The sequence below is a fragment of the Streptomyces sp. ADI95-17 genome, from assembly GCF_003846175.1.
Taxonomy (GTDB): domain Bacteria; phylum Actinomycetota; class Actinomycetes; order Streptomycetales; family Streptomycetaceae; genus Streptomyces; species Streptomyces sanglieri.
In genome coordinates this window covers 77,232-98,236 of sequence record NZ_ML123047.1, presented here as the reverse complement: position 1 = coordinate 98,236, position 21,005 = coordinate 77,232, and the positions used below count along the sequence as shown (strand labels likewise).

19 protein-coding genes are annotated in these 21,005 nt (G+C 71.4%); 10 read left to right on the top strand and 9 right to left on the bottom strand.

Annotated elements, in window-relative coordinates; all coding sequences use genetic code 11:
• Positions 1-28: 28 nt before the first annotated feature.
• Positions 29-709 carry a phosphotransferase gene (locus tag EES42_RS19355; RefSeq protein ID WP_124719523.1) on the bottom strand — a complete coding sequence of 227 codons (681 nt, stop codon included), beginning with the start codon at positions 707-709 and terminating at the stop codon, positions 29-31.
• 180 nt (positions 710-889) lie between these two features.
• On the opposite strand from EES42_RS19355, the gene EES42_RS19350 reads away from it, so the two are divergent.
• From EES42_RS19350 to EES42_RS19340, 3 genes are all read left to right on the top strand, one after another.
• The gene (locus EES42_RS19350; protein ID WP_124719522.1) at positions 890-2,263 is read left to right on the top strand and encodes an alpha-lytic protease prodomain-containing protein; all 1,374 of its coding nucleotides are present in this window, start codon (positions 890-892) and stop codon (positions 2,261-2,263) included.
• A gap of 178 nt (positions 2,264-2,441) precedes the next feature.
• The gene (locus EES42_RS19345; protein WP_124719521.1) at positions 2,442-3,275 is read left to right on the top strand and encodes a dioxygenase family protein; all 834 of its coding nucleotides are present in this window, start codon (positions 2,442-2,444) and stop codon (positions 3,273-3,275) included.
• Positions 3,276-3,428: 153 nt separating this feature from the next.
• Complete coding sequence (locus tag EES42_RS19340; protein ID WP_124719520.1) at positions 3,429-3,641, top strand: hypothetical protein; 213 nt, start codon at positions 3,429-3,431, stop codon at positions 3,639-3,641.
• Here the strand turns inward: EES42_RS19340 and EES42_RS19335 are convergent.
• From EES42_RS19335 to EES42_RS19320, 4 genes are all read right to left on the bottom strand, one after another.
• Positions 3,604-5,298, bottom strand: a complete 1,695-nt coding sequence (locus EES42_RS19335) for a bifunctional 3'-5' exonuclease/DNA polymerase (RefSeq protein WP_124719519.1) — start codon at positions 5,296-5,298, stop codon at positions 3,604-3,606. The two genes, EES42_RS19340 and EES42_RS19335, sit on opposite strands and share 38 nt — an antisense overlap.
• A 118-nt stretch (positions 5,299-5,416) precedes the next feature.
• A complete protein-coding gene (locus EES42_RS19330) occupies positions 5,417-6,475 on the bottom strand; it encodes a type III polyketide synthase (protein ID WP_124719518.1) in 1,059 nt (352 codons plus the stop codon).
• Between the two features lie 443 nt (positions 6,476-6,918).
• The gene (locus EES42_RS19325; RefSeq protein WP_124719517.1) at positions 6,919-8,124 is read right to left on the bottom strand and encodes a cytochrome P450; all 1,206 of its coding nucleotides are present in this window, start codon (positions 8,122-8,124) and stop codon (positions 6,919-6,921) included.
• Positions 8,125-8,333: 209 nt separating this feature from the next.
• Positions 8,334-9,344, bottom strand: a complete 1,011-nt coding sequence (locus EES42_RS19320; protein WP_241196471.1) for a DUF1259 domain-containing protein — start codon at positions 9,342-9,344, stop codon at positions 8,334-8,336.
• A 196-nt stretch (positions 9,345-9,540) separates the two neighbouring features.
• Between EES42_RS19320 and EES42_RS19315 the strand changes: the two genes are divergently transcribed.
• Positions 9,541-10,737 carry a DUF2786 domain-containing protein gene (locus EES42_RS19315; protein ID WP_124719516.1) on the top strand — a complete coding sequence of 399 codons (1,197 nt, stop codon included), beginning with the start codon at positions 9,541-9,543 and terminating at the stop codon, positions 10,735-10,737.
• Positions 10,738-10,854: 117 nt separating this feature from the next.
• The gene (locus EES42_RS19310; RefSeq protein WP_124719515.1) at positions 10,855-13,257 is read left to right on the top strand and encodes an FUSC family protein; all 2,403 of its coding nucleotides are present in this window, start codon (positions 10,855-10,857) and stop codon (positions 13,255-13,257) included.
• 19 nt (positions 13,258-13,276) lie between these two features.
• Here EES42_RS19310 and EES42_RS19305 read toward each other — a convergent pair whose 3' ends face one another.
• Complete coding sequence (locus EES42_RS19305) at positions 13,277-13,789, bottom strand: hypothetical protein (protein ID WP_124719514.1); 513 nt, start codon at positions 13,787-13,789, stop codon at positions 13,277-13,279.
• 253 nt (positions 13,790-14,042) lie between these two features.
• Between EES42_RS19305 and EES42_RS19300 the strand changes: the two genes are divergently transcribed.
• Complete coding sequence (locus tag EES42_RS19300) at positions 14,043-14,285, top strand: DUF397 domain-containing protein (RefSeq protein ID WP_037690973.1); 243 nt, start codon at positions 14,043-14,045, stop codon at positions 14,283-14,285.
• A gap of 60 nt (positions 14,286-14,345) precedes the next feature.
• On the opposite strand, the gene EES42_RS19295 is transcribed toward EES42_RS19300, so the two are convergent.
• On the bottom strand, positions 14,346-14,843 hold the full coding sequence (locus EES42_RS19295) for an ATP-binding protein (protein ID WP_124719513.1): 498 nt from the start codon (positions 14,841-14,843) through the stop codon (positions 14,346-14,348).
• Positions 14,844-15,172: 329 nt separating this feature from the next.
• On the opposite strand from EES42_RS19295, the gene EES42_RS19290 reads away from it, so the two are divergent.
• The 4 genes from EES42_RS19290 to EES42_RS19275 all read left to right on the top strand — a co-directional run bounded on the left by EES42_RS19290 (position 15,173) and on the right by EES42_RS19275 (position 18,857).
• On the top strand, positions 15,173-16,054 hold the full coding sequence (locus tag EES42_RS19290) for a helix-turn-helix domain-containing protein (protein WP_124719512.1): 882 nt from the start codon (positions 15,173-15,175) through the stop codon (positions 16,052-16,054).
• A gap of 54 nt (positions 16,055-16,108) precedes the next feature.
• Positions 16,109-17,566: an aldehyde dehydrogenase family protein gene (locus tag EES42_RS19285; RefSeq protein WP_124719511.1), complete on the top strand. Its 1,458-nt coding sequence runs from the start codon at positions 16,109-16,111 to the stop codon at positions 17,564-17,566.
• Positions 17,567-17,666: 100 nt separating this feature from the next.
• Positions 17,667-18,218, top strand: coding sequence for a DinB family protein (locus tag EES42_RS19280; RefSeq protein WP_124719510.1), 552 nt, complete (start codon positions 17,667-17,669; stop codon positions 18,216-18,218).
• Between the two features lie 18 nt (positions 18,219-18,236).
• Positions 18,237-18,857 (top strand): PadR family transcriptional regulator, encoded by a 621-nt coding sequence (locus EES42_RS19275; RefSeq protein WP_124719509.1) that lies wholly within the window; start codon positions 18,237-18,239, stop codon positions 18,855-18,857.
• An 18-nt stretch (positions 18,858-18,875) separates the two neighbouring features.
• Here the strand turns inward: EES42_RS19275 and EES42_RS19270 are convergent, their stop codons facing one another.
• Entirely contained in the window at positions 18,876-20,300 is a 1,425-nt protein-coding gene (locus EES42_RS19270; protein WP_124719508.1) for a glutamate decarboxylase, read from the bottom strand.
• Positions 20,301-20,320: 20 nt separating this feature from the next.
• Entirely contained in the window at positions 20,321-20,944 is a 624-nt protein-coding gene (gene wrbA, locus EES42_RS19265) for an NAD(P)H:quinone oxidoreductase (RefSeq protein ID WP_124719507.1), read from the bottom strand.
• Between the last annotated feature and the right edge of the window lie 61 nt (positions 20,945-21,005).

The following is a 21,005-nucleotide window of genomic DNA, read 5'->3' as shown; positions in this document are numbered from 1 at the left end:
GGGGCGGGGGAAGGGGACGCGGGGCGGTTCAGGCGGTCAGGTCCACGATCAGGGATGCCGCCCGGTCGATCAGCGCCACCTCCTGCGGGCCCGTCACCGGGTCGGCCGCGCGGTGTGCGACGGCCTCGGTGAGGTGGTGGGCGGGGATGCCGCCGGACGCGGAGAAGTGCGGCAGCAGTTCGTCCAGCAGGGCACGGGCGTCCGCCGGCGCCGGAAATCCGGGGTCGACCGCCGCCTGCGCCAGGATCAGGGACGTCATCGCCCGGTCCGCGGCCGGAACGCCCTCCCTGGTGTTGCTCCAGTCGATCACCACCGGGCCCCGGTCCGTCAGCATCACGTTGTCCGGGTGCAGGTCCAGATGGAGGATCCGGTCCTCGGGATCCGGGGAGAGCCGGGCCGGAACGGTGTGAAGTTCGGCGAGCAGCCCGGCCAGCACGGCTGCCGCGTCGGCCGCCGACACCTCGCCGGCCAGCAGGGATTCCAGCATGGTCGGGCCGGTCAGGCGTTGCAGCACCAGATCGCAGGGGGGCGTCTCCGCGTCCCGGGGGCCGAGGCGGGGGACGGGGAAGCCGTGTGCGCCGAGGTAGGACATGACCATCCACTCGTGAGTGGCGTCCATGCCGTCGCGGTAGTGGCGCAGCACCCACTCGTCGTCGAGTGCGTACACATCGGCGGATCGGCCGGAACCCAGTAGCTCACCTATTCGCATGGGGCGAACCTACGGGGATCGGCGGCGTATGTGGACCTCCCCGGCGCGACCACGGAGCAGGGAACCGCCGCGGCCGGCCGGGGCCCCATAACGCGAAGTGAGGGGGTGAACGGGATCTCCTGGGGATGACGTGTACGCGGCTACCTTGGCGGCAATTCCCCCGAAGTCAAGGAGAGTTCCGTGGAGAGCTCCGTACTCCGCAGACGTGCCCTGGCCGCGTGTACCGCCACCGTGGCCGTCGGTGTGCTCGCGCTGGCCGGCCTGACCGGCAGTGCATCCGCCGATCCGGCTTCGCAGTTCCGCACCCCCACCGCCACGGGGACCGGGCAGCTCTCGCCCGGTCTGCTGAAGGCCATGCGGCGCGACCTCGGACTGACCGCCGACGAGGCGCGCAGCCGGATCGGCCACGAGGCCCGGGCGGCGGCCGTCGCCGCCGGGCTGAAGCGCTCCCTCGGCGCGGACTTCGCCGGGGCCCGGGTGAGCGGTGACGGCGCGGCCCTGACCGTGGCCACCACCGACGCCTCCGACGCCGCCCGGATTCGCGAGGCCGGTGCCAGGCCCGTGGTCGTCGAGCACAGTCAGGCCGAACTCGACTCCGCCAAGGCGGCGTTGGACCGCGTCGCGCTGCGCCGGGCCCCCGAGGGGGTGCCCGTCTGGTACGTCGACGTGGCCACCAACCGGGTCGTCGTGCAGGCCGCCCGCGCCTCGGCCGCCGATGGGTTCCTCGCCGATGCGGGGGTGGCGCGCGAAGTGGTGACGGTGCGTCAGTCCGCGGAGCGGCCCCGCACCTTCACCGATCTCCGGGGCGGTGACGCGTACTACATGAACGGCTCGGGGCGCTGCTCCATAGGCTTCCCCGTCAAGCGCGGCAGCAGTCAGTCCGGCTTCGTCAGCGCCGGTCACTGCGGGACGCCCGGGGTCAGCACCAGCGGGTACAACCAGCAGGCCCAGGGCTCCTTCCAGGGCTCCACCTTCCCCGGCCGCGACTACTCCTGGGTCGCCACCAACACCGGCTGGACGCCGCGCGCCCTGGTGAACGGCTACGGCAACGGCGATGTGACGGTCACCGGGTCCACCGAGGCGCTGGAGGGGGCGTCGATCTGCCGCTCCGGTTCGACGACCGGCTGGCACTGCGGGACGGTCCAGCAGCGCAACACCAGCGTCACCTACCAGGAGGGCACCGTCTCCGGCGTCACCCGCACCAATGTGTGCGCCGAACCCGGTGACTCCGGCGGTTCGTTCATCTCGGGCAGCCAGGCGCAGGGCGTCACCTCCGGCGGCTCCGGCAACTGCTCCCAGGGCGGTACGACGTACTTCCAGCCGGTGAACCCCGCGCTCCAGGCGTACGGACTCACCCTGGTCACCAACGGCACCCCGACCGACCCGCCCACCGACCCGCCGACCGAGCCGGGCGGCACCTGGGCGGCCGGTACGACGTACGCGGCGGGCGATGTCGTGACGTACGGCTCCGACAGCTACCGCTGCCTCCAGCCCCACCAGGCGCAGCCCGGCTGGACGCCGCCGAACGTCCCGGCCCTCTGGCAGCGCGTCTGACGGCCGCCCCGCACCCCGGCCGGCCCCGCGAACCGGCCGGTCCGGCGGCTCCGACGGGGCCGCCGCCGCTCACCGCGCCCGCCCGGCCTCAACTCCACGCCTCCCGGCCGGGCGGCGCGCACCTCCCGCACCTGTTCCGTGTCATGCACGTGCCCTTCCCCCACCCGAGGAATCAGCCATGACCCCAGAACCGACCGAAGGCCCCGGCGGCGACCGCCGGATCAGCCGCAAGACACTGCTCAAGGCCGCACTCGTGGCCGGCACCGTCCCGCTGCTCGCGGGCGGCGGCGTCGCGCTGGCCCGCGACGCCGGCGCCAGTGGCCGGCCGCCGGCGCCCACGCCGAACTGCGACGACGGCGACGGCCCGACCCACGAGCAGATCGAGGGGCCCTACTTCAAGCCCGACTCCCCGCTCCGCACGAGCCTGGTGACCGCAGGCACGCCCGGCGTCCCGCTGACCGTGAGCGGTTATGTCTTCGGGCGGAGCTGCAAGCCCGTCCCCGGAGCGCTGCTGGACTTCTGGCAGGCCGACACCAACGGCGCGTACGACATGAGCGGATTCGCCTTCCGAGGGCACCAGTTCACCGATCAGGCCGGGGCCTTCAGCCTGACCACGATCGTGCCGGGGCTGTACCCGGGGCGAACGCGCCACATCCATGTGAAGGTCCAGGCGCCCGGTTCGGGCATCCTGACCACCCAGCTGTACTTCCCCGACGAACCGCGCAACAACACCGACTCGATCTTCGACCCGGCGCTCCTGATGAACGTCCGGGAGATCGGCTCGGGGCGGGAGGGGACGTTCGACTTCGTCCTCGACGTCGACCAGGGGCCGACCGTCCCGCCCACCGATCCGCCGACCGACCCGCCCGGCTCCACCTGGGCGGCCGGGACGCTCTACAGCGCGGGAGACCGCGTCACGTACGGCGGCGCCACGTATCGCTGTCTGCAGGCGCACTCGGCCATGGCCGGCTGGGAACCGCCGAACGTCCCCGCGCTGTGGGAACGCGGGTAGCCAGGCAGCTCAGTGGGGGGTACGCCGCTGCGCGGGCGCGCTCCCGGGGACTCTTCCCCGGGGGCGCGCTCCGGACAGCGGAGTAGCCTGGAGGCGTACGGCTCCCGGTGAGCCGCTCGTGTCGGCCTGCGCATCGAAGGGGGCCGGTATCGCATGGACACCCTGGTCATGGTCGTGGTCGTCCTCGCGATGATCGCGATCGCAGCGTTCGTCATCCATCTGCTCAACGCCCGGCACCGGCATCAGCATCTGCGCCCGGCGCACTACGACCACGGGCTCGCCGGGTTCGGCGAGGGCCCCGGCACCGCACCCGGGTCCGCCCCGGGCACTACTTCGCGTCCGAATAACGCTCCACCACCGCCGTAGTGAACGGGAAACGCACCGGTGTCTCACCGAAGGCGGTCCGCCCGGCCAGCTCACCGGCCGCCCGGATCGCCTCCACGACGGTCTCCGCCTCCTCCTGGGGGCAGTGCACGATCACCTCGTCGTGCTGGAAGAAGACCAGCTCCGCCCGCAGACCCGCCGAGCCGAGCGACCGGCGCAGGGCGGCCAGGAGCAGCAGCGCCCAGTCGGCCGCGCTGCCCTGCACCACGAAGTTGCGCGTGAAGCGGCCCCGCGCGCGGGCGTTCGACGACGCGTAGCCGGGGGTGAACCCGCTGTCTGCCAGGGGCGGGTCGGCGCTCTCCTGCGGGATGCCGGCCTCCTCGTCCGCACCGCTCCCGACGGCGGGCGGGCTGGTCCGGCCCAGCCACGTCCGCACGAGACGTCCGTCCTCGCCCGCCTTCGCGGCATCGTCGACATAGGCCACGGCCAGTGGGAACCTCCGGCGCAGGGCGGCCAGATTCTTCAGGCCGTCGCCCGAGGTCTGGCCGTAGACGGCGCCCAGCAGCGCGATCTTGGCGTGGTCCCGGTCGCCGTGGAACGCCCGGTCCGACAGTGCCGTGTACAGATCGCCGTCGTGGCCCGCCACCTCCATCAGGCCGCGGTCGCGGGAGATCGCGGCGAGCACCCGGGGCTCCATCTGGTCGGCGTCCGCGACGACGAGGCGCCAGCCCTCGTCGGCGACGACGGCCCGCCGTATCACCTTGGGGATCTGGAGCGCCCCGCCGCCGTTCGTCGTCCAGCGGCCGCTGACCGTGCCGCCCGGCAGGTACTCGGGGCGGAAACGGCCGTCGCGCACCCAGTCCTGGAGCCAGCTCCAGCCGTGCGCCGTCCAGATCCGGTACAGCTTCTTGTACTGGACGAGGGGCTGCACCGCCGGGTGGTCCAGCTCCTCCAGCTCCCAGCGGCGGGTGGACTTCACCTTGATGCCGGCCTGCGCGAACGCCTTCACCACGTCGGCGGGGAGGTCGGGGCGGACCCGTCTGCCGAAGGCGGCGGACACCTCGTCGGCCAGCTCGGCAAGCCTGCGGGGCTCGCCGCCGCCCGCGTAACGCTCGCCGAGCAGCTCGTCCAGGACCTGCCGGTGGACGTCGGCGCGCCAGGGCAGACCGGAGCTGTTCATCTCGGCGGCGACCAGCATGCCGGCCGACTCGGCGGCCGTGAGCAGGCGCATCCTGCCCGGGTGCTCGGTGGCGTCGTGCCTGCGGAGCTGGTCGGCGTAGACCTGGAGCAGGTCCTCGAAGGGGAGCCGGGTGCCGGAGCTGGGCTCGAAGAGCGAGGACTGCGAGCCGGGCTCCGCGGAGCGGGCCGGGGGATCGGGGGGTACGGGGGCGCCCCGCAGACGGGCGTGGGCGGCGGCCGCGGAGCGGGGCTCGCCGAGCCGGCCCTCGTGGGCGAGGAGGAGGGATTCGGCGACCTCGATGTCGTAGCAACGGTCCACGGGGACGCCGACCGCGAGCAGCCGCGGGTAGATCTCGGCGGTGGACCGCCACACCCAGCGGGTCACGTCGGGGCGGGAGCGGACCGCCGCCACCAGGTCGGGTTCGGCCACGACGGGGGCGGCGGGCAGGCCGGTGGGGTCCAGCGGGGCGAGGAGGGCGCCGCCGGTCTCCGTCATGGCCAGAGCCCACCGTTCGGTCATGCCTTCGAGTCTGGCACCCGGCACTGACAACGGACGGTGGGCGGGCGGTGGGCGGGCGGTGCGTGTCCCCCGGTCCGCGGGTGCCGGGAACGGCACCGGGACCGGGGGAGCGGAAGGGTCAGGACTCGGACTCGCTCGTCCAGGTGCCCAGCGAGATCTCGGCGGTGATGCCGGGGCCGAAGCCGGCCATCAGACCCCGGTGGCCGTCGAGGGCCGATGCCTCGTCGAACATGCGGCCCAGGGCGTCGAGCACCACGGCGCTGGCTATGTTGCCGTACTCGGTGAGCGTGGCCCGGCTGAAGCGGAACGCCTCGGGCGGCACGTCCAGGAAGTGGCTCAGGTCGTCCAGGATGCGCGGGCCGCCCGCGTGGATGATGTAGAAGTCCATCTTTCCCGCGTTCCACTGGTTCTCCTCGGCGACCGCCTCCAGGGCCGGTGCGAGGGGCTCCATGGTGCCGGGCACCCGCTTGTCGAGCTGGAAGTGGAATCCGGTGGACCGGACCGCGTAGGAGATCCAGTCCTCGGTGGCCGGGATGACGAACGAGCCGTTGCGCTCCAGACGGACCCCGGTGCCCCCGCTGCCGCGGAGCACGACGGCGGCTATGCCGTCGCCGAACAGCCCGTTGGACAGCAGCGATCCGACACCCAGGTCGGTGGGCTGGTAGCAGAGCGAGCAGAACTCGCACGCCACGATCAGCACATTGGCGTCGGGGTACGCGGTGCAGAAGTCGTGGGCCCGGTTGACCGCCGCACCGCCCGCGGCGCAGCCGAGCTGGGCGATCGGCAGCTGCCGGGTCTCCGGCCTGAAGCCCATCTCACCGATGAGCCACGCGGTCGGCGGCGGCATCATGAAGCCGGTGCAGGAGACGTAGACGATCAAGTCGATCTGCCTCGGCTCCAGTTCGGCCTGGTCGAGCGCGCGGCGTACCACCTCCGGCACCCGGGCCTTGGTGTGTTCCTCGTAGGTGATGCTGCGGGCGTCGAAGCCCGGGTGCTGCAACACCTTGTCGATCGGCTGGATCAGGTGTCGTTTCTGCACCCCGGTGTGTTCGATGAGACGAAGGACCAGGTCGATCTGCGGGTGGTCGCCGTGCAACCGTTGAGCCAGTTCGAGGGTTTCCTCGTTGGTGATGACGTACTCGGGAACCGCGATGGCCGGCTTGCAGAGAACCGCCATGGAACTCCTCCTAGCGGACATGGTCCACACGGCCGGGCCCGAAGGGTTCCGGGGCGTCCCGGCCGGAGGCGGCCACCACGGTTCCGCACGCGCGGCGTTGCGCGGATGTGGATTCTGGTGGATTCCGGCGCCGGGTCAGGTACCCCTGGAACGGGCGCGGACGGGCCGACCGTCGAAGTCTGAGTTCTAGCCGTTCGTGGGCGGAAGCGGATCCGCCACGGCTTGGGTGGCCGTCGGGATCACGTTACGGCAGGTGGATCGGGGCCGCACGCCGAGCACCCGCCGGGGGCGCTGTGCAAGGGCCGCGGAGGGTGCCGGGTGCCGGTCGGGGCCCGTGAGAGGCCGGGGCGGGGCCGGTGCCCCCGGCCGGCGGCCCGGAGCGGTCCGGGTTGCCGCCGGCCGGGGGCCGACGCATCATCGATGACGGCTGTCGGAGCGCCCGGTCACCAGGTGACGGGCAGTTCGAGGGGATAGCGCCAGATCGACGTCCTGTTCCAGCGCACCTCCTCGGCCGGAGCCGCCAGTTTCAGTGCGGGGAAGCGCTTCAGCAGCGTCCCGATGGCGATCTGGAGCTCCGTGGCCGCGAGCGGGGCACCGAGGCAGTGGTGCCCGCCCCACCCGAAGGTCATGTGGGACGGGCCCTGCCGCTCCAGGTCCAGCTCGTCGGGGCGGTCGAACTTCCGGCCGTCGCGGTTGGCCGTCAGATAGGAGACGTGCACGATGTCCCCTTCCCGGATCCGTACGCCGCTCAGCTCCACGTCCTCCAGGGCGACCCGGGGGATGCCGACGCCCTTGCGGAAGGGGATGAAGCGCAGCAGCTCCTCGATGGCCTGCGGGAGCATCTCGGGGCGGTCGCGGACCATGGCGAGCTCGTCGGGCCTGGTGAGCAGCGTGTAGGCGATGTTGCCGATCTCGTACGTGGTGGTGTCCTGGCCCGTGATGAGCAGGACCATGGCCATGACGGTCAGTTCCTGGTCGTTGAGGATCTCGTCCCCGTCGCGGGCGGTGGCCAGCGCGCTGATCAGGTCGTCGCCCGGGTTCGCGCGCCGCTCGGCGGTCAGCGTCTCGAAGTAGGAGCGGAGATCGGCCTTGGCGCGTACCGCGGCGGGCTTGTTCTCCACGGTGGTGTCCATCATGGTCCGGGCGTGGGCGCGCAGTTGGGCGCGGTCGTCCTCCGGAATGTCGAGGACCTCGCAGATGGTGGTCAGGGGCAGCGGGGCGGCCAGATGCTCGAACAGGTCGGCCGGGGCACCGTGCTCCTCCATCCGGTCCAGCAGCTCGTCGACCACGTGCTGGGTGCGCACCCGCATGCGCTCCAGGTGGCGGGGGGCGAAGCCCTTGGAGATCAGGCTGCGCAGCCGGCTGCTTCCCGGCGGGTCCATCACGTTGATCGCTTCGTCCTGCACGATCGGTTCGGGGGTCATGCGCGGGAAGTTCCGGCCGATGATGGCGGTACGGCTGAAGCGCCGGTCGGTGGTCACCGTACGCACGTCGTCGTAGCCGGTGACGAGCCACGCCTCGCCGTCGCCGTGCGGGAGGCGGATGCGGGAGACGGGCTCTTCGGTCATCAAGTGCCTGAGAACCGGGTCGAATTCGAGGGCCTCGGCGTAGTCGAACGGGCAGTGCCGTGCGCCGGCTACTGGTTCCATGCGGAGCTCCAGACGGGAATCTGACGGGTGGTTCACGAAATCGCGGGCTTGGACGGGACATGGGTGCCCGGTCGCCCCCGGGACCACGCGCCGCCCCGGGCCGATTGGTCCATATGCAGAACGGATCGGACGACGCCGGTCGCTGGACCGGCGCAATCCGTTCCGGCGACCGGCGGGGGCGGGCGGTGAGCGGTGGTCCGTGGCCGGTCTCAGCCGCCCGGTACGACGTCGGTGGCGTCCACCGCGCGGCGCAGCGCACGGGCGAGCCGCACGCCGTCGTCCACCGCCCAGAAGTGGGTGAAGAACAGGCGGGGGTCCTCCGACAGGTGGTGGTTGTGCAGTTCGACGAGCTTGATCCCGCCGCGCCGCAGCGCCTTCAGCACGTGCGGGACCTCGTCGGCCCGCATGACGCAGTCGCCGCTGAGCGCGGCCCGGCCGCCGCCGAGCGGCTGGAAGTTGAACGCGCTGGTCGAGCCCAGGCCGGGCGGCAGGATCAGATGGCCGTCCGTGACGGTCTCGCGGCGCAAGAAGACGATCTTGTAGAGCCCGTCCTCGACGGAGCCCTTCGCGCCCAGTGCCGCCTCCATCCGGGCGATGTCCAGGTCGACCGGGGCCGGCGGGTCCGGGGCCACCGCGGGCGGGGTGCCGGTGCGGTCGAATCCCGCGCGCAGCCCGCGGGCCAGGGCCACCGCGTCGTGGCCGTGTCCGTGGACATGGGCCCACCAGAGGTCGGGGGTCTGGGCGAGCAGGTGCTTGTGGAGCGCGGTCTGCTCGATCCCGTGCGCCTGCCATGCGTCGATCACGTGCTGGAGCTCGTCCTCGGTGACCACCACGTCGCCCATGATCATCGTGCTGCCGTCGGCGTAGCGGACGAAGGCCACGTGCGTGCCCAGCGCCAGCCCCGGGGTGACGACGACGCCGTCGGAGACCACCAGCAGATCCCGCCGGGGGAAGCTCGTGTGGTACGTCGTGCCGCGCAGCATGTTGCCCTTGCGGCCCAGCGCCTTCGCGACGCCCGCCCAGTGGGCCAGGTCGGTCGGTACCGGCTTCACCCGCTTTCCGTGCCCCGCCCCGGTCGTTCCGGTGGGCAGGGCGCGGGCGGTGGTGGCGGGGCTCGCCACGGTCAGTACCGGCGCGAGCGCGGCGACTGTCAGTACGCGCCGCCGTGACGTGATCGCCCGTGCGTCGTCCGGGTCCTGCTGTCGGTCTCCGGTCATCATCCGATCGCCTCCATTGGTCGCCTTCATGGCGAGATGAAAGCATGCGAAATCGTGATGAAAGGACGAAAGTGGATATATCGCCAGCGGGTGGGTCTGGATGGACTAAACGCACTGTCCGGCCGGGTCCGGTGGGGGTGTCCGTCCACGGGGCAGGGCCAGCCGTACCCGGCCGCACCACCCTGCCTACCCTGACCTCATGGAACCGGTGATCGACCAGGCATTCGCGGCAGCCCTCTACTCGGACGGCGACGCCGGTCTCGACACCGGCGCCTCCCTGCTCGCCGCCGACCCGACGGCCGACGCGGAACTGTTCCGGCGCGGCGAGGAGTTCGTCCGCCGGGCCTGGGGGCGCGGCTGGCAGCCCGCCGATGTCGTACGCCTGGTCCGCCGCGACCTCGACGAGACGGCGGCCGGACTCGCCGCCGGGCTGATCGTCTCCGGGACCGCGCGGTACGAGCGGCTGCCGCCCCGCTGGCAGGGCCAGCTCGACGGGCTGCCCGCCGCGCCGCCCCGCAACCGGCCGGACCGCTTCTCCTACGCCTCCGCCGTGCTCGGCCTGTACCGGCTGCTGCTCCAACTCCCCTCGATCGAGCCGGTCGGGCCGCCGCCCAGCGCCTCCCCGCACGGGCTCCACCTGCCGCCGGCACACGACGAGCCCCGGATGCTGACCCGGATCCGCGCCCTGCTCGCCAAGGCGGAGGCGACCGGCTTCCCCGAGGAGGCGGAGGCCCTCACCACCAAGGCGCAGGAGCTGATGGCCCGGCACTCCATCGACGAGGCACTGCTCGCCGCCCGTACGCACAGCAAGGAGGCGCCGGGGGCGTGCCGGATCGGGGTGGACGCGCCGTACGAGACGGCGAAGGCGATCCTGCTCGACGCGGTCGCCGCCGCGAACCGCTGCCGTGCGGTGTGGAACAGCGACCTCGGCTTCTCCACGGTGGTCGGCTTCGAGCCGGACCTGGACGCCGTGGAACTGCTGTACACCTCCCTGCTGGTCCAGGGCACGGTGGCGATGACCAGCGCGGAGGCGGGCCAGCGGGCCGGCGGACGCAAGCGGACCAAGACGTTCCGGCAGTCGTTCCTGATGGCGTACGCCCAGCGGCTGGGCAGCAGGCTCGCCGCCGACACCGCCCGCGTCACCGCCGAGGCCGAGGCCGGGACCGGATCCGGGGCCGGACCGGCGGGGCCCGGCGACCCCGCTCTGCTCCCGGTCCTCGCCGCCCGCGACATGGCCGTCACGGACACCGCCGAGCGGATGTTCCCCGAGACCACGACCACCCGGGTCCGGGGCGCCACCGACCTGGACGGATGGACCCACGGCACGGCGGCGGCGGACCGGGCCCGGATGGGCGGGAACGGCCCGGAGCTCCGAGGGGGCCGGGGCAGCCGCTGAGGGATCGGCGGGGGTCACGGAGCGACCCCCGGCCACCGCGGGGTCACCCGGCGACCCCCGGCCATGCCCCACTCCCGACAACTCGGGCCAATCGGTAATTCCGGTTAGGCTCTCGGCATGAGCTGGCTCCGGGCGCTGAAGGAGACCGCCCGCTCGGGGCTGTCGATCGAGCGGCGCCGTCTCGAACCGCTCATCGCGATCCGCGGCGCGGCCGGTCTCGCCCTGGTCATCGGGGTCAGCCTCGCGTTCTTCGGCCCGGTGGTCGCCGCGAGCTCCGCGTTCGGCGCGTTCCAGGCGGCCATCGCCACCTTCCAGCGCAGCTGGCGCCCCCGGCCCGTACTCGCCCTGGTCTCGGGGGCGAGCCTCGCCGTGTCGACGTTCCTCGGCTATCTCACCGGCTCCCGGCTGCCGCTGTTCCTCGCCCTGCTGGTGCTCTGGACGTTCGTCGCGGGACTGGCCTGGGCGGCGGGCCCGACCGCCGGCATCATCGCGGCGTCCAACGTGGCGATCATGCTGGTCACGGTCACCCTGCCCACCTCCGTCGCCAACTCGGCCGTGCACGCCGTGATGATCCTGTTCGGCGGAATCGTGCAGGCGGCGCTGATCGTCCTGTTCCCGGTACGCAGATGGGGCGCCCAGCGCGACGCCCTCGCAGACGCGCTGGCCGCCGAGGCCGACTACGCCCGGCGGCTGCGCCACGACCCGCTCGCCCCCTTCGACCCGGTGCCGCTGATGACGGCCCGCAGCGCGGCCGCGGTCACCCCGCGCCAGGCCCGCCGCCGGCCGCCCGAGCTGCGGGGCTCCCGAAGGATCGCCGAACGGATCAGACCGGTGCTCGCCTCGCTCGCCGACCCGTCCCTGGGGGTGCCGGACGAGGGGCCGGAACGCGAGCGGGTCCGCGAGCTGCTCGCCGCCGCCGGATCGGTGCTCGACTCGGCGGCCCGAGCGATCCGGCACGGCGACCCGGTCGAGCTGGCCCCGTCCGCCGTCGCCGCGCTGAAGACCCCGGACACCGGAACGCTGCTCACCGGCCCGCCGCTCCGCGCCGCCGACCGGCTCGGCGCACTGCTCTCCGACGTCATCGAGACGGCCGAGGGCGAGGGGACGAAGGAACAGGACGCCAAGGCGGAGGAGGCAGCCGAGGCCATCAAGACCCCCTCGGACGGGACACCCCCGGCCCCGCACCGCCGCCGCCCCACCCTGCTGCGGCTGGTCCCCGTCGTCGTGAAGGCGATGCGCGCCGAACTGCGCCCGGGGTCACCGATCCTGCGGCACGCCGTCCGGGTGTCCGTCGTCGCGGCCGTCGGCTATCTCATCGGCACCGCGCTGCCGTTCGGCCACGGCTACTGGGCGCCGATGGCCGCCGTGATGGTGATGCGGCCGGAGTTCTCCCAGACGTACGAGCGGTCCGTGGCCCGGTTCGGCGGCACGATCGTCGGTGTCTCGCTCGCCACCGCGATCGTCCGGACCACCCACCCCGGGGTGACCACGGCCGCGGTGCTCTCCGTGTTCTGCGCGCTGCTGATGTACCTGCTGATGCGCACCGGGTACGTGGTCGGCCAGGCCTGCGTCTCCGCGTACGTCGTCTTCCTGCTCGGCATGGCGGGTGACAGCTGGTCGCAGACCGTGCTCGAACGCGTCGTCCTCACCCTCGCGGGCGGCCTCCTCGCGATGATCTCGTACGCCCTCTATCCGGCCTGGGAGACCCCGAGGCTGCGCGGCAGGCTCGGCGACTGGCTCAAGGCGGACGGGCGGTACGCCGCCTCGGTCGTCGACCAGTACGCCGAACCGGCCGAACGCGGCCACGACGACGTGCGCTCCGCGCTGCTCGACACCCGTGAGGCCCGGGTCGCCTGGCAGGAGGCGCTGGCCACCGCCCAGTACGAACCGGTGCGCAACCGGGGCCTGTCCCGCGCCGCCGCCGACGACACCCAGCACGCGCTGGCCCAGCTGGGCCGGGCCGCGATGCTCCTGGAGGCCCATCTGCCCGGCGGCGGCGCCACCCCCGTACCGGACGCGGCGCGCCTGGCCGAGGCGTTGCGCCGGGCCACCGAGCGGGGGGCGAAGGCGGTGCGGGAGCGGAAGGTGCCGGACTGGACCGAGGTGCGCGAGGCGCTGGCGGAGTGGGACGCGCGGCAGCGTGCGGACGAGGCGGAGCGCGAGGCGGAGCGCGCGGACGAGGCGGAGCGTGCGGACGAGGGACAGCGCGCGGACGGGGGACAGGCGGACCCCTTCGTACGGGAAGGGGCCCACCTGCTCCTCGAAGCCCTGGAGGAGTTCTCCCGGGGACTGGACGGAAAGCCGAAGCCGAAGCCCGAGCCCGAGCCGGAGCCGGAGCCGGAGCCGGAGCCGAAGCCCGAGCCGGAGCCGGAGCCAGAGCCAGAGCCAGAGCCGAAGCCGAACCCCGAGCCAGAGCCGAAGCCGAAACCGGAGCCGAAACCGGAGCCGGAGCCGAAGCCGAAGCCCGAGCCGAAGCCGAAGCCCGGGGCGACCGACTCGCCCGACGGCAAAGCCGGTTGACGGAACCGGGCGCCGGCCGTCAGGGAGCCGTGGTCGGCAGGTCGGCCAGGTCCGGCAGGCCGGACGGCAGGGCGCCCGGGTCGGTCTTGGCCAGGGTGTCCTGGACCCCGCCGGCCCAGGAGACCACGACGGTCTTGCCGTCGTTGGACTCGACGGTCCCCGCGGTGCGGTCGTCGCCGCCGTCGACGCACTTCAGCGTGAGCGTCACCTTGTCCGCGTCCTGCACGGTGCCCGTGCAGGCGTGCTGTTCGGTGACGAGCACGGCCTTGCCCGACGCCACCGACAGGACGACCGCCTTGCCACCGGTCTTCCCGGCCCAACCGCCTTCCAGCGCGGCCGCGTTCGTCCCGGACCCGCTGTCGTCGCCGGACGAGTCGCCGGACGATCCACCGGGCTGTTCCGAGGCGGTGGAGCCGCTCGGGGCGTCGCTCTTCTCGCTGTCGCTGTCGCTGTCGCTGCCGCAGCCGGTCAGTGCCGCGGCGGAGAGGATTCCGGCGGCGATCACCACGCCGGTCCGTACAGGCCTGTGCATCTGTAATTCCCCCTTGTTGACGAAAGACCGAGCCAAGTTATCAGCGGGTTCCGCCGGGATGGAGAGATCGGCCCGGGGTAGACGGAGCCGAAACGGCGTCCCGTGCGTCTGTCCATATGGAGTAAAGCTGTAATCACAGGAACACCCCGCGTGCACGTGCATCCGCGCATGCATCTGCCCATGCAGGGAAATTTGAACAGAGCTATGATCCGAGACAGTTGACACTTGCACCTTGCAACTCGGGGAGCGTCCTGTGCACCACGTGTACAACGGCATGGCGGCCACAGAGCTTCGCGGAGTCGTCTGGCAGAAGAGCAGACACAGCAACTCCCAGGGTTCCTGCGTGGAGTTCGCGAAACTGCCCGACGGAGATGTGGCGATGCGGAATTCGCGCCACCCCGACGGGCCGGCGCTGGTCTATACGCCGGCCGAGATAGAGGCGCTGCTGCTCGGTGTGAAGGACGGGGAGTTCGACCACCTCATAGCGGGCGGCTGAGCGCTCCCCGCGGGCCGGTGTCCGGCCCGGACCGCCGGCCGCTCGTCGCGGCCGGGCGGATCAGATGCCGTCGGAGAGCCGGAACAGCGCCCAGACCACCTTGCCGCGCGACGGCGCCAGGGCGTTCGGGCCCTCCGTCTCCGGCGAGGGGTGCCAGCCCCACGAGTCGCTGAAGGACTCCACGAGGAAGAGGCCGCGGCCGGATTCCGCGCAGTCCGGTGCCTCGGTGGCGATCGGGCTCTCCTGGCTGGGGTCGCGCACCGCACACACCAGCCGCGAGCTCCAGCGCATCAAGTGCAGCCGTACCGGGGGGTCCTGGGGTTCCGGCGCGGTGCTGTCCGAGGGCAGGGCGTGCCGCAGGGCGTTGGTGACGAGTTCGGAGACCACCAGCGCGACGTCGTCGAACCGGTCGGCGAGCCCCCATCCGGTCAGCGTCGTCCTGGTGAACCGCCTTGCCCCGCCCACCGCTTCGTAGCAGGCGGGCAGTGTGCAGGTGGCTGATCCGGAGACGCCCGAGGGATCGATGGGGGGAAGCCCCTGCCGTAACGGCTCGAGCATCGTCGATCCATTCGTCCCCATGCGAGGCACTCCCGGGATTCGCGGCTGTATCGGAACTGCGGGGGGTACAGCGGCACAACACGAACGAGCACGCAGGTGCGCGAGCCCCATGGTTCCCAATGCGTAGGGCAGATGCAAGGGCAGATGCACGTGCACGCGCCTGACCTGTCCGAACCCGTGCCGGTTCTTGGTCATTTCTTCCTGCGCGTATTTTCACAGCTTTCTGGAAGGCTTCTCATTTCCGTAATCGAATGAGTACGGGCTGAAGCGTTTTGGTGGCAGAATCCGGCACTTGGGGTTCAGGGGGGAGCCCCGATGCCAGGGAAGCGATGGGGAGGACCGGGCCAGTGGCGGCAGGCGAGTCGAGTGGATCTGTGGTGCGGCGCATCCTGCTGGGCTCGCAGCTCAGGCGGCTGCGCGACTCGCGCGGCATCACCCGTGAGGCGGCCGGCTACTCCATCCGGGCCTCCGAATCGAAGATCAGCCGCATGGAGTTGGGACGGGTGAGCTTCAAGGCCAGGGACGTCGAGGATCTGCTCACGCTCTACGGAGTCACGGACGAGGCGGAGCGCGACGCACTGCTCGGCCTGGCCCGTGAGGCCAATGTGGCGGGCTGGTGGCACAGTTACGGCGATGTGCTGCCCGGCTGGTTCCAGACGTACATCGGACTGGAGGGAGCGGCATCGCTCATCCGGGTGTACGAAGTCCAGTTCGTCCACGGCCTGTTGCAGACCGAGGCGTACGCACACGCGGTCGTCACCCGGGGCATGGGCGCCGCGCCCGCCGTCGAGATCGACCGCCGGGTGGCGCTGCGGCTGGAGCGTCAGAAGGCCCTCGTCTCCGAACGCGCACCCCATCTGCACGCCGTACTGGACGAGGCGGCGCTGCGCCGGCCGTACGGCGACCGTGAAGTGATGCGCGGGCAATTGCGGCATCTGATCGAAATGTCGGAACAGTCCAACGTCACTCTCCAGGTCATGCCCTTCAGTTTCGGCGGGCATGCCGGCGAGAGCGGTTCTTTTACGATGCTGCGATTCCCGGAATCCGATCTGTCGGACATTGTCTATTTGGAGCAGCTGACAAGTGCGCTCTATCTGGACAAGGCCGAAGAAGTCGCTCAGTACGAAAAGGCCATGGTGCGACTCCACGAGGACAGTCCAGGGCCCGAGGAGAGCCGCGATCTGCTCCGTGGTCTACTCCAACTCACCTGATTCGTCAGTACGATGACGGTTCGACGGGAGTTGCACCTGAGTCAAGGGATCTGCATGTCCTTCTTCTACGAGCTGGCCGACCAATACATCGACGGTGAGTGGCGGACCGGAACCGGCTCGTGGGACATCATCGATTTCAATCCCTTCAACGGGGAGAAACTCGCCGCGATCACCATTGCCACCGCGCAGGAGGTCGACCTGGCCTACCGCGCCGCCGAGCGCGCCCAGCGCGCCTGGGCCACCACCGGAGCGTACGAGCGCCGCGAAATCCTGGAACGCGCGCTGCGCATCACCGGGGAACTGCACGACGACATCGTCGACGTGATCATCGACGAACTCGGCGGCACCCGGGTCAAGGCGGAGTACGAGGTCCGGACCGCCGAGGAATTCCTGCGTGACGCGATCCGCCAGGCGCTGCGTCCGCCCGGCAGTCTGCTGCCCGCCCTGGCGGACGGCAAGGAGAACCGCCTCTACCGGCTGCCCGTCGGCGTCATCGGTGTGATCAGCCCGTTCAACTTCCCTTTCCTGGTGGCGATGAAGTCCGTCGCGCCGGCCCTCGCGCTCGGCAACGCGGTCGTCGTCAAGCCCAACCAGAACGCCCCGATAGCAGGCGGCACCCTGATCGCGAAGATCTTCGCGGACGCCGGACTGCCCGCCGGACTCCTCAACGTCGTGATCACGGATGTCGCCGAGATCGGCGACGCGTTCATCGAGCATCCCGTGCCCCGGGTGATCTCGTTCGCCGGCTCGGACCGGGTCGGCCGCCATGTCGGCGCGGTCGCGGCCGGGCACTTCAAGCGGACGATCCTCGAACTCAGCGGCAACAGCGCCCTGGTAGTGCTGGAGGACGCGGACATCGACTACGCGGTCGACGCCGCCGTGCACAGCCGCTTCGTCTACCAGGGGCAGGTCTGCATGGCCGCCAACCGGATCCTGGTGGACCGCCGTGTCGAGCGGGAGTTCACCGAGAAGTTCACCGCCGCGGTGGCCGCGCTGACGACCGGTGACCCGCGCGAACCGGACACCCGGATCGGCCCGGTCATCAACACCTTCCAGGCCGACGCCCTGACCGCGCTGGTCGACCAGGCGATCGCCGAGGGGGCCACCGCACTCGTCCGCGGCCGGACCCGCGGCAACCTCGTGGAGCCGACCGTGCTCACCGGGCTCCCCGACGGCTCCCCGCTGCTGTCCCAGGAGATATTCGGACCGGTGGCACTGCTGATGACGTTCGACGGTGAGGACGAGGCCGTACGGATCGCCAACGACACCCCGTACGGGCTGAGCGGCGCGGTGCACACCGGCAGCACCGAACGCGGGGTGCGGTTCGCGCGGCGGGTCGTCAGCGGGATGTTCCACGTCAACGACTCGACCGTGCAGGACGATCCGCTGGTGGCGTTCGGCGGCGAGAAGTCCTCCGGGCTCGGCCGGCTGAACGGCGAGGCGACCGTCGAGGCCTTCACCACCCAGCGGTGGATCTCGGTCCAGCACGGCCGAACCGTCTTCCCCTTCTGATTTCCGTGCCTCCTCGCCATCGAGGACAGAAGCTGTCCGCATCGGACCGTAACTTGTTCGGTGTCAGGCAGAACCGGCACAAAACATCGAGGCGGTCCTCATGGTCACCCACGTTCCCTCGGAAACCTCCGGCGACGAGCGCGGCATGCTCCTCTCCTTCGTCGAGGCCCAGCGCGGCGCGATCCGGCGCTCCCTGATCGGACTGACCGAGGAGCAGGCGGCGAGTCGCCCCAGCGTCAGCCAACTCTCCCTCTCCGGGCTGCTCAAGCACGTGGCCGAGACCGAGCTGAACTGGCTGCGGATGGCTCAGCAGCAGCCGAACGAAGGCGCCCGCGTCGAGGAGACCTGGGCGGACAGCTTCCGGCTCGTCGGCGACGAGACCGTGGCGCAGATGCTGGAGTTCTGGGACGGCGTCGCGGTCGAGACCGAGAAGTTCATCCGCTCGGTACCCGACATGAGCGACACCTTCCCGCTGCCCGAGGCTCCCTGGTTCCCGAAGGGGGAGCGGTGCTCGATGCGGTGGCTGCTGGCCCATCTCGTCGAGGAGATCGCCCGGCACGCCGGGCACGCCGACATCATCCGGGAGTCCCTGGACGGCCGGACCGCGTTCGAGCTGATCGCCGAGGCGAAGGGCTACTCTAATCAAAGTTGAGTAGAAGGGGGGCGTGAGATGTCCGCGATCCGGCTGCTGGTCCTCTGCGCCGTGCGCCAGCACGGCCGGGCGCACGGCTATCAGGTCCGCAACGACCTGGAGTACTGGGGCGCGCACGAGTGGTCCAACGCCAAGCCCGGGTCGGTCTATCACGCACTGAAGCAGATGGCGAAGCAGGGACTGCTGCTCGCCCACGAGACCGCCCCGAGCACGGCTGGCGGCCCGCCCCGTACCGAGTACGAGATCACCGAGCGGGGCGACGAGGAGTACTTCACGCTGCTGCGCGCGGCGCTGACCTCGTACGACCAGAAGCCGGACGTGCTGTCGGCGGCGCTCGGCGGGATCGTCGACCTGGAGCGGGCCGAGGCGGTCGCGCTGCTCAAGGAGCGGGTCGCCGGTCTCGCGGCCTGGCGGGCCACGGTCACGGAGTACTACACGCCGCAGGACGGGCCCGAGTCGATCGGCCACATCGGCGAGATCATGAACATGTGGGTCCACTCGGCGGACGCCGGGGCCGAGTGGACACGCGGACTGATCGCCCGCATCGAGGGCGGGGCGTACACCTTCGCGGGGGAGGGCGAGCCCTTCGTCGGAGTGCTCGCCGAAGGCCAGGAGAACCCCTACGCGACGGGTCGCTGAGCCCGGCCGGCCGGCGCCTCAGTGGTGGAACGAGGTGGCCATCTGCCGGTCGTGGCTCATCGGGTGCGCCTGGCGGCGCAGGTCGGGAAGGATCAGGTCCAGGTCCTCCAGCAGCAAATCGGCGAGGTCCGAGGAGAAGCCGTTGCGGCACACCACCCGCAGCACCGCCAGGTCCTGCCGGTTGGCCGGGAAGGTGTACGCCGGTACCCGCCAGCCCTGTTCCCGCAGCCGCCGTGACACGTCGAAGACGTCGAAGGCCGTCACGTCCGGTGCGGTCGTCAGCGCGAGGACGGGCAACTGGTCGCCCCGGGTGAGGAGCCGGAAGTCGCCGATCGCCCCGATCCGCTTCGCGAGCCCGCAGGCCACGTCCCGGGACGCCTGCTGGACGGCCCGGTAGCCGTCCCGGCCCAGCCGCAGGAAGGTGTAGTACTGCGCCACCACCTGCGCGCCCGGCCGGGAGAAGTTCAGCGCGAAGGTCGGCATGTCGCCGCCCAGGTAGTTGACCCGGAACACCAGCTCCTCGGGCAGTTCGGCGGCCGAGCGCCACAGCACCCAGCCGACGCCCGGGTAGACCAGCCCGTACTTGTGCCCGGAGGTGTTGATGGAGGACACCCTCGGCTGCCGGAAGTCCCAGGACAGGTCCTCGTCCAGGAACGGTGCCACCATCGCCCCGGACGCCCCGTCCACATGGACGGGGATGTCGAGGCCGGTGCGCTCCTGGAGGGCGTCCAGCGCCGCGCACAGCTCCGCGATCGGCTCGTAGGAACCGTCGAAGGTGGAGCCGAGGATGCCGACGACGCCGATGGTGTTCTCGTCGCAGAGGTCGGCCGCGGCCTGCGGGTCGAGATGGAAGCGCTCGCCCTCCATCGGGATCAGCCGCGGCTCGACCTCCCAGAAGTTGCAGAACTTGTCCCAGCAGACCTGCACATTGATGCCCATGACCAGGTTCGGCCGGGCGGACGCCGGATAGCGGCCGGCGTTCCTGGCCGCCCAGCGGCGCTTCAGCGCCAGCCCGGCGAGCATGCAGGCCTCGCTGGAGCCGGTCGTCGAACAGCCCACGACGGCCGAAGGATCGGGGGCGTTCCAGAGGTCGGCGAGCATCGCCACACAGCGCCGCTCCAGCTCGGCGGTGCGCGGGTACTCGTCCTTGTCGATCATGTTCTTGTCGCGGCACTCGCCCATCAGCACCCCGGCCTGGGGTTCCATCCAGGTGGTGACGAAGGTGGCGAGGTTGAGCCGTGAGTTGCCGTCGAGCATCAGCTCGTCATGGACCAGGCCGTACGCGGTCGACGGCGGCATCGGCCCGTCGGGCAGCCGGTGCCGGGGCGGCGCCGACTCCATGCCGGCGGCCGGGTCGGCCTCCCCGTAGAACGGGTTGAGGGCGAGTCTGCGGCGGGCGTCGGAGGGTTCGGCGCTCTGGGACGAGCCCTTGTGGAGAGGCATCGGGGGGAGCCCTTTCGGCTTCAGCGCTCGGCGGCCAGGCCGTCCTTGATGGCCCGGGTGAACTTCACGACCCGCTCGGCCTGGACCCGGGCGGCGGTCAGGGTCTGCTCGCCGACCGGGATGTCGCCCTGGCCGGCGACGTGCGAGGTGCCGTACGGATTGCCGTCGACGAACTTCGACGGGTCCGTGTAGCCGGGGGCGACCAGGATGCCGCCGAAGTGGTGGATCGTGTTGTAGAGCGCGAGCAGCGTGGACTCCTGGCCGCCGTGCGCGGTGCTGGTGGCGGTGAAGCCGCTGTAGACCTTGTCCGCGAGGTGGCCCGCCTGCCAGAGGCCGCCGAGGGTGTCGAGGAACTGCTTGAGCTGGGCGGTGACGTTGCCGAACCGGGTCGGCGTACCGAGGATCACGGCGTCCGCCCAGACCATGTCGTCGGGCGAGGCCTCGGCGATGTCCGCGGTGGCCTTCGCGTTGGCCGCCCAGGCCGGGTTGGAGTCGATGGCCGCCTGCGGGGCCAGCTCGCGGGCCTTGCGCAGCCGCACCTCGGCACCGGCCTTCTCGGCGTACTGCGCGACGGCCTTGGCGATCGTGGCGACGGTTCCGGTCGACGAGTAGTAGATGACGGCGACGTTGACGGGCGTGGGCATGGTGCGGACCTCCGACGGACCTGACGGGATGAATCCAGACGAATCCATACGGTTGCGACGA